The organism is uncultured Cyclobacterium sp. (genome assembly GCF_963976465.1).
Lineage (GTDB): Bacteria > Bacteroidota > Bacteroidia > Cytophagales > Cyclobacteriaceae > Cyclobacterium.
Genome location: NZ_CAXBOC010000298.1, coordinates 1 through 7,124, shown reverse-complemented (window position 1 = coordinate 7,124; position 7,124 = coordinate 1). Strand labels below are relative to the sequence as shown.

General features: G+C 37.7%; 5 protein-coding genes. 1 reads left to right on the top strand and 4 read right to left on the bottom strand.

The features are described 5' to 3' along the window. Nucleotides 1–213: 213 nt before the first annotated feature. Nucleotides 214–993 carry a hypothetical protein gene (locus AAC037_RS15970; RefSeq protein WP_339903934.1) on the top strand — a complete coding sequence of 260 codons (780 nt, stop codon included), beginning with the start codon at nucleotides 214–216 and terminating at the stop codon, nucleotides 991–993. 19 nt (nucleotides 994–1,012) lie between these two features. Here the strand turns inward: AAC037_RS15970 and AAC037_RS15965 are convergent, their stop codons facing one another. The 4 genes from AAC037_RS15965 to AAC037_RS15950 all read right to left on the bottom strand — a co-directional run. Continuing rightward, on the bottom strand, nucleotides 1,013–4,219 hold the full coding sequence (locus AAC037_RS15965; protein WP_339903933.1) for a CHAT domain-containing protein: 3,207 nt from the start codon (nucleotides 4,217–4,219) through the stop codon (nucleotides 1,013–1,015). Nucleotides 4,220–4,224: 5 nt separating this feature from the next. After that, entirely contained in the window at nucleotides 4,225–4,950 is a 726-nt protein-coding gene (locus AAC037_RS15960; RefSeq protein WP_339903931.1) for a CDC27 family protein, read from the bottom strand. Next, on the bottom strand, nucleotides 4,943–5,512 hold the full coding sequence (locus tag AAC037_RS15955; protein ID WP_339903929.1) for a sigma-70 family RNA polymerase sigma factor: 570 nt from the start codon (nucleotides 5,510–5,512) through the stop codon (nucleotides 4,943–4,945). The genes AAC037_RS15960 and AAC037_RS15955 overlap by 8 nt, the downstream gene beginning before the upstream one ends. 93 nt (nucleotides 5,513–5,605) lie before the next feature. After that, nucleotides 5,606–7,124: hypothetical protein (locus AAC037_RS15950; protein ID WP_339903927.1), on the bottom strand; the 1,519-nt coding region annotated here is incomplete at its 5' end.

Here is a 7,124-nt window from a genome sequence, read left to right as displayed (position 1 = left end):
TTGATCCTTACTGTTTTGCTTCTTAATCTTTAATCCAACCAAGCAGATCTAACCGAAAATCATATATTGGTATTCTCAATCCTGATTATAGAATAGATTGGCTATAGCCAATTTTGGGTTGATGTGAGACATTGAATAAGCCTACCTGGAAAATTTTGATTAAATGTTTGATGACATTTTTGTTTTATTTCGATAAAAGGTAAAACAACCAATATGAAAAAAATAAAATACCTCTGCATTGTGCTAATTTTGTCCGGAGTACTAAGTTGTATTAATGACGAAAGTGAGATCGATAATTTACAAAATGTCCAGGCAGAATTTTGCAATAACTATTCAGGACCGGGCGCTGCTTATTGGAATATGGCCAACGGTATTTTCTTACCATTGAATGAAGTGCCCATAATTAAAAATCCAGGCGGCCGGGTCTCATTTGATGAACAGCCTCTTTTAAGTCTTGAATACCCGGTTGGGTACAATGGAACGGGTGTAAGAGATGCGCAAAACTTTCCAATAGGTATTGACATAAAACGTCTTGACAATAAGGTGTTTTTTCGTTGGATTCCTAATGTAAGTTTTTTTGGCGTTTCAGATTTTAATCAAATTATAGCCCAGGAAATCAATACAATGTTTGCAGAGGTGGGATTTAATCCGAGCAATGGGTTTGAACCGATTTGTTCTCGAAATGAAAGTCAAAATTTTGAAAGTTTATTGGTCAATTTTAATGGAAGAGTAATACAATTTGGAGAATTTACAGGGATTGTATGGGTGCGTTCTATAGTTGTTCCAGGCTTGGGAACAGTAAATTCTGCAATTCAAACAGCTGTGGCACCTTCGACAGAGTTTGACGCACGTACCTTGGATACCTTCCTGCCTTTTAATTTTCAACTTTACGTCCGACCCGACGGTGGGGGCTTTATAGACAATGATGGGGATGGTAGCCCGGCACATTTAGATCCGGATGATAATGACCCGAATGTAAGACATCAAGGTTAGTACTAACAAGGCCCTCGGTTCAATGGGAACCGGAGGCCTTTCTTTTCCAAATTAAATAGAAAAGAGCAGCTGCCAATATTACCCCTATAATTATATACCAATAGTTATTCACTGGGGTTGATAGTTCAACGGGCAGGGTATCTCCCATTAAAATTAAACCGGCCCAATATTGTGGATGAAGTGTTCTTCCCTCCGCATGATCTAAATAATCCAACTTTGCATTTCTTAATGCCTCATCCTTGGGATGGCCATTTTCGAGATATTCATAAAAGCTATCCAAGATTTCAGCACTTGATTGCTCATCAATTTGCCAAAGACTGGTCAAGATACTTTTACTACCTGCGTAGTTGAAGGCGTGTGCCAAAGAAATCATCCCCTCGCCGGGCTGATAGCTCGGTTTACCTGTTTCACAGGCCGTTAGGATTGCCAGATTAGAATTTAGGTTTTGATTGTATATCTCATAGGTATACAGGTAATTATCATTGATAAGAGTTGCGTCGGAAATGTTCTTTGCAAAGATCAATCGCGAGAGCTCTGGGTTTACATTGTTTGATTCAGCATGGGTGCTGATATGTATGATCTTATGTTCGTTTGCAGTTTTGGTGAAAATGGTTTTGGATGCTTGCTGATTTAAAAATGACCTGCCCCCAAAACGGTTGGAGAATCTTTCCGCAATAGCGGCACTTAACGGTTGAGGTAATAAGGTTAGATAGGTTTTATCCATCTCGATGGAATCGGTAATGGCCATTTCATACGCTTTCTTCATCCCTTCACCAAAGGTAGGGGCGTAGGCAACAAAATCATCTTTGAAATCCAATGTCTTTCGATTTTCATCCAATAGAAGCAGGCTATAATTGTATGAAATATTATGTTTGCCCAAAAGGCTTTTGTTTGCAAGTTCTTTATAGGAATAGATTTTCTCCGAAGTAAGAAGTTCAAAATTTAGATTGAACAATTCTTGATCGGGGAATAGGATAATGTTTTCGGTTTCAATTTTATCTTGAATTGGTTCCCAAAGAGACTGATACAAAAGTGAGAAGCACTCAAAATTTTTAGAGCTGTTTGTTCGGTAATCCGATAGGGTGGCAATACAATCCAATGATAAATTGGAAGGTAAGGGGACCATCTCCATACTGTCTTTGGTTAGGATGAAGGCAACGAGGTCATTTTCAATGAAAAGATAGCGTATCGCAGTGCTCAACTCATCAATATTTTTCTGTAGATCTTCCAATGGTGTCAATACCGTGGCATATCGTAATTCATAATATTGGGGATAGTGGGTTTTTAATTTAAAAAGATAATTGTCCCACTCTTTTAATGTGGACTTCCAATCCTCTACATCAAATTGAGTTGCTTGTGCAGGGTCAAAAAAAGTATTGATTTTCTTCCGGAGTACATCTTCTTCCTCTCTGATATTTTCCGGAGTAAGCTTATGTTCTGTTAGATTGAGTCTTGTACGGATTCGATGGTATATGGAAGATTCATGAAGGTTGATTATTTTCTTCAAATATTCTTTCTCACCGGTCACATCAAACATTTTACGATATACCTTTTTTCCAAAATCGAATAACGCTCGACTGTTTTCTAATAGTACATTGATATCGGCTTCATTGGTGATTAGCGATTTTTTTCTTTCGATTCTTTGAATGGCATTTTCTACAACGGCGGTAATTTCACCCAAATTCTCCACTGTTTTTAGGGTGTCCATTTCATATTGGGCTTTGGTTAGGTAAAGCAATAGTCTTAGTTGGTTTGGGCTAAAAAATTCTTCAGAAATTATACTGTTAAACGATTGACTCTTGTAAGATTCCAAAATTTGGTTGCTCAGGGCGACGGTACCTTTATAATCTTTTTGATCAAAAATTATTTTGACCTTGGCTATTTGTACCTCATTTGCCAAATAACTATTTTCCCCATGTATGGAAATAACCTTGGTAAGGGTCTTGTTGACAATACGAATACCTTTCGTGTACTCGTTGAGATTTGAATAGGATTTGGCCAGGTTAATATTGGCATAAACCTCATTTTGTGAAAAGCCCTGCTGGTTACTGTTTTTATAGGCTTCAAGGGTTTTATGGTAATAGTTTGCGGCTTCTTGGTAATTTCCTTTTTGAAAGGACAAGTCACCCAATACGCCGTAAAGGTTGGCCTGGTAAGAATAGTTTTCACCATTAATGGAGTTTAAGGAGCTTTCGGCCTCTTCTAAATAGCTCTCTGCCTCGTCTAGGTCACTGTTGTATAGTAAAGATTCGCCTACCATTAAGGCAGCACCGAAATACTGTATGGTGTTTTTTAGGAAGTGTTTTTTTGCATGGTAATAACCTAACAATGCAATTTTTTTTGCCTTTTCTTTTTCCCCTAAGTCGTAATAAAGACTACCCAAATTTCTATAGGCAATGGTAAGGTTTCCGTGCACTTTTTCCGTTAGGGGATGATTATTGGTCTTGTTCAAAAAAGCATTGTAATGGCCAATTGATTTTAGGGTGAACCGCATGGCATCATCAAAATTGCCCGAGGACTGTTTAACCATGAACCAATTGCCATAGATGGTTCCCGGAAGATAATCTGTTTGTTCCGGGTCATCGTCGGTCTTTCCCAAAGCATTGATAGCCTTTTCAAAATAGTAATTGGCACTGTCGGGTTTGGCATTAAAATGCATTAGCGCCCCTTTGTAATTGTATATTCGTGGTGCCAAAGGGAAACTTTCGGAATCATTTTCTCGCATTAAATCAAGCGCTTTGTCCGTATGCGCGATCAATGATCCAAAATCGCCCATTTTAAGGCCTAACTCGCTTAAATGAAATTCAGATTCCACCATGCGGTGGGCATCTCCCAATGCTTTGGCTAAACTGTTTGCTTCACTTAAAAATTTTTGCGCTTTTGATGGAGTTCCTTGATCTATGTAAAGAATCCCCATTCTTAAATTGGCCTCATAAGCTATTGGGTCTTTTAATTTTCTGGAATCAATCCGTGCATATAATTCCAAAGCTTTTTCAAAATCAGTTTCCGGATTTTGTAAGAATTCTATCTTTCCCAAAGGATAGATCAGATGTCCCAATATCAAATTTTTGGGATTGTCCATTTCTGCTTTGAGAATCGCTTGGGCATTTACGAACTCATTAACAGCGATAAGACTATCTATTTTTCTTAAGACCCCACCTTGTTGTGCGTTTGCATTCCAAAATAGTGCAATGCAAAGTAGAGTAATCCATGCATTCAACTTCATATATTTTATTTTTGGATTTTTTTCAGAAGCTCAACACTCTTTTCGTCTGCAACCATTTTTAAGTGTTTAATGGCTTCCTCAGTATTGTTGTTCTTTAATAGCCCAAGAGCCAAATAATAATGGGCATCTTTGCTAAAAACGGACCCATCAGCGTTCAAGGTGTTCTTAAAAAAATCAATGGCCTTATTGGAGTTCCCCTTAGCCAAATAAGCACTACCTAAGAAATAGTTTAAGGTATCACTATTCTGATCAGTAGGCAATAGCTTTTCCCATTTATTGATGGCGAGGTCGTAATTGCCCTGTTTATAATCAACCATTGCCTCATAAAAGGCATAATTGTCATTGGTGCCCATAACAGTGGGAAGACCTGGATCAACTGTGAAATAACTTTGGAAAAGCTTCTCGTTGGGACTTTGTTTGTTAAAGAACCAAATACCGAATGATAACAATAGAACAATACTTGCAGCTATTTGGTACCAATAAAACTTGTGCTTTTTTGCATCTGATTCCCCTTTAGGATTATCGTGGAATATGTCCATCAAATTTCTCAGGCCTTCTTCCTCAATGGCAAGGAACAGGTCCTTAAACTCATCAAACTGTTTTTTGAGTACCGGATCACCATTTATTTTGTTATTGAACGCCTCTATTTCTTTAGAATCCATTTGGTCCAAAAGGATTCTTTCAAATTCTTCTTGCTGTGCTTGAGATATGTAATTGGGGTACTTATCCATTGTTTATTGTTTCCAAAGCCAATGCCCTTAGTTTTTCCATACATCGGTATTTTTTGTTTCTTACCGAGGCCGATCCAAGTTGAAGGTCCTTTGCGATTTCATCCATAGACTTGCGCTCAAAATAAAACTGGGTCAAAAGCTTTTTGCAAGAGGCACCAAGTTGTTTAAGAGCACCATGTAGTGCATTCAATTTTCTTTCTTCTTCATTTTCATCCCACTGCTCTTCGTTGTTGGACTGCATGGCCATGACCCCTTCATCAGAGACCGTTTTTTTAAAGTGGGCTGAACGTAAATAATCGGTCCATTTATTTTTGGCTATGGTAAAAAGATAGGCTTCAAGATTACTACTTTCGTTTAGTTTTCCTTTTTTGACATTCCGCCAACAAGAAATAAAAGATTCTTGAAATACATCTTTGGCTTGAGCTTCATTACCATGGTTTTTAAAAACATGGTTCCTTAATTTTGGAAACATATTTTGATATACCTCTTGCATCACCTTCTGGTCATTGTTTTTAAAAGCGGTAACTAGCTGGATGTTGGTCTTTTCTAAGGTGTTCCCCATACTTCTTGTGAAAGTATGGGGAATTTACAACATTTTTTTTTCTTTTAGAAATTATAAAAATAAAGCATATTCTATGGCAAGTGAGCGCATCTATTACTTAAATATTGGTGTAATTTCTATTTTCACCGGTTCCACCTTTATGTTTCGAACAAATTCATTTGCTCGAGCTTCAGCTGTAGCCTTATCGCAACTTTGAAAAATCACAATGCTTCCTACACCTGTTTTAAATCGCAATGTTCCATTTCCTAAATCTTCCAATTGGCTTTCATCAAGAACTCTTTCTTGGTTCACCACTCCATTACTGGAGCTAATGATTCCTTTATATCCGGAAGCGCCTTCTAAAGCAGCAAAATCAGCAGTATAAGGAATGGGACTAAAAGCCTGATAACCTATGTTATTGGGACAGCCTGAGTTTGGGATTTCTCTTAAGTTTGATTGCCTTGTGAATGACACGGTAAAAGACGCACAACCTTTCTTGTTGTTCATGCTCATAGTGTCTCGTCCTGCCTCTGATAATTCCCCGGTTTTTTTATTGCGTAGGTAAAGAATGACAGTTACTGTTTCTTTATTGTCACCACTCCCTAATTTGGATTCTAGTGCGGTACTGATATAGGACACATAATTTGTTTTTGTAATAATGGATGGCCCAAAATTGTTGGGGTCATTTTTAATATCCTGAAGTCTTCCTCCATACTCGTTGGATGTGCTCCAATGAAATTCAAATTCTTCCAGATCCGGTTCAAAATCCGTAATTGCGGTTACCCTAAGCTCAGTGGCCTGCCCCAAACAGAGTTCAATATTGTCCTGTTGCATCTCTACTACCGCATCTATTGATTTAACATTCCAGCTTTCAAAATTAAAGGCCGTAGTGCGTAGCCCACCGAAATTGGGATAATAATTGGTTGCTTTTATGTTCCTATCCACGACTTCAATTATTGCTTTAGTTCGTTGGTAACCCGTTTCTATTAACTCATGATCTTGAATAAAAGAATGGGGAAATTCACCCTTATCGGACACTATAGTGTATACGTCTTTCAAAATGGTACGCAAATCATTGCTTAACCTTATATCTTTATACAAAGCTGGAAGGAAAATGTTCGTTGCTTCCTTGAATTTGTTGTCCACCACTTCTTTAATTACTTCGGGATATTGCTCAAGAACGGGGAAAACAGCATTGAACAATTCAATTTCTTTATCACTACCAAATGGTGGCAGTAATGATTTATTACCACTAATATCAAGTAGCGTAGGTAAAAAATAGTCGATAACATAGGTTTTCTTATTGATGTCTGCATAACTATTGCGTTCTTCCTCAGTCATTTTTCTTGTCTCAGGGTTGGCTTTACCAGCACCAATAACAACCACTTCATATTCTGCCACAAATTCAGATTCCGGGCTGACAGGTAATAAAATCGGGTCTGTTTTTATTATGTTTTCAATGGATGCTTGTTGTGCATTTATTTGCTGCACCGAATTGCTCAATTCCAACGATTCTATTTTGTTGGTCTTGCCAGTTTGCAATTCAAAACGCTTAAAAGCCCTAGAGGTGTAATTTGAAATATCGATAATGCCACCGTTTCTATCCGTATAACTCTTTTTGTAAATAAGATCG

Coding starts and splice junctions, on each gene's coding strand:
- AAC037_RS15970 (WP_339903934.1), top strand. CDS start 214: ATGAAAAAAATAAAATACCTCTGCATTGTGCTAATTTTGTCCGGAGTA.
- AAC037_RS15965 (WP_339903933.1), bottom strand. CDS start 4,219: ATGAAGTTGAATGCATGGATTACTCTACTTTGCATTGCACTATTTTGG.
- AAC037_RS15960 (WP_339903931.1), bottom strand. CDS start 4,950: ATGGATAAGTACCCCAATTACATATCTCAAGCACAGCAAGAAGAATTT.
- AAC037_RS15955 (WP_339903929.1), bottom strand. CDS start 5,512: ATGGGGAACACCTTAGAAAAGACCAACATCCAGCTAGTTACCGCTTTT.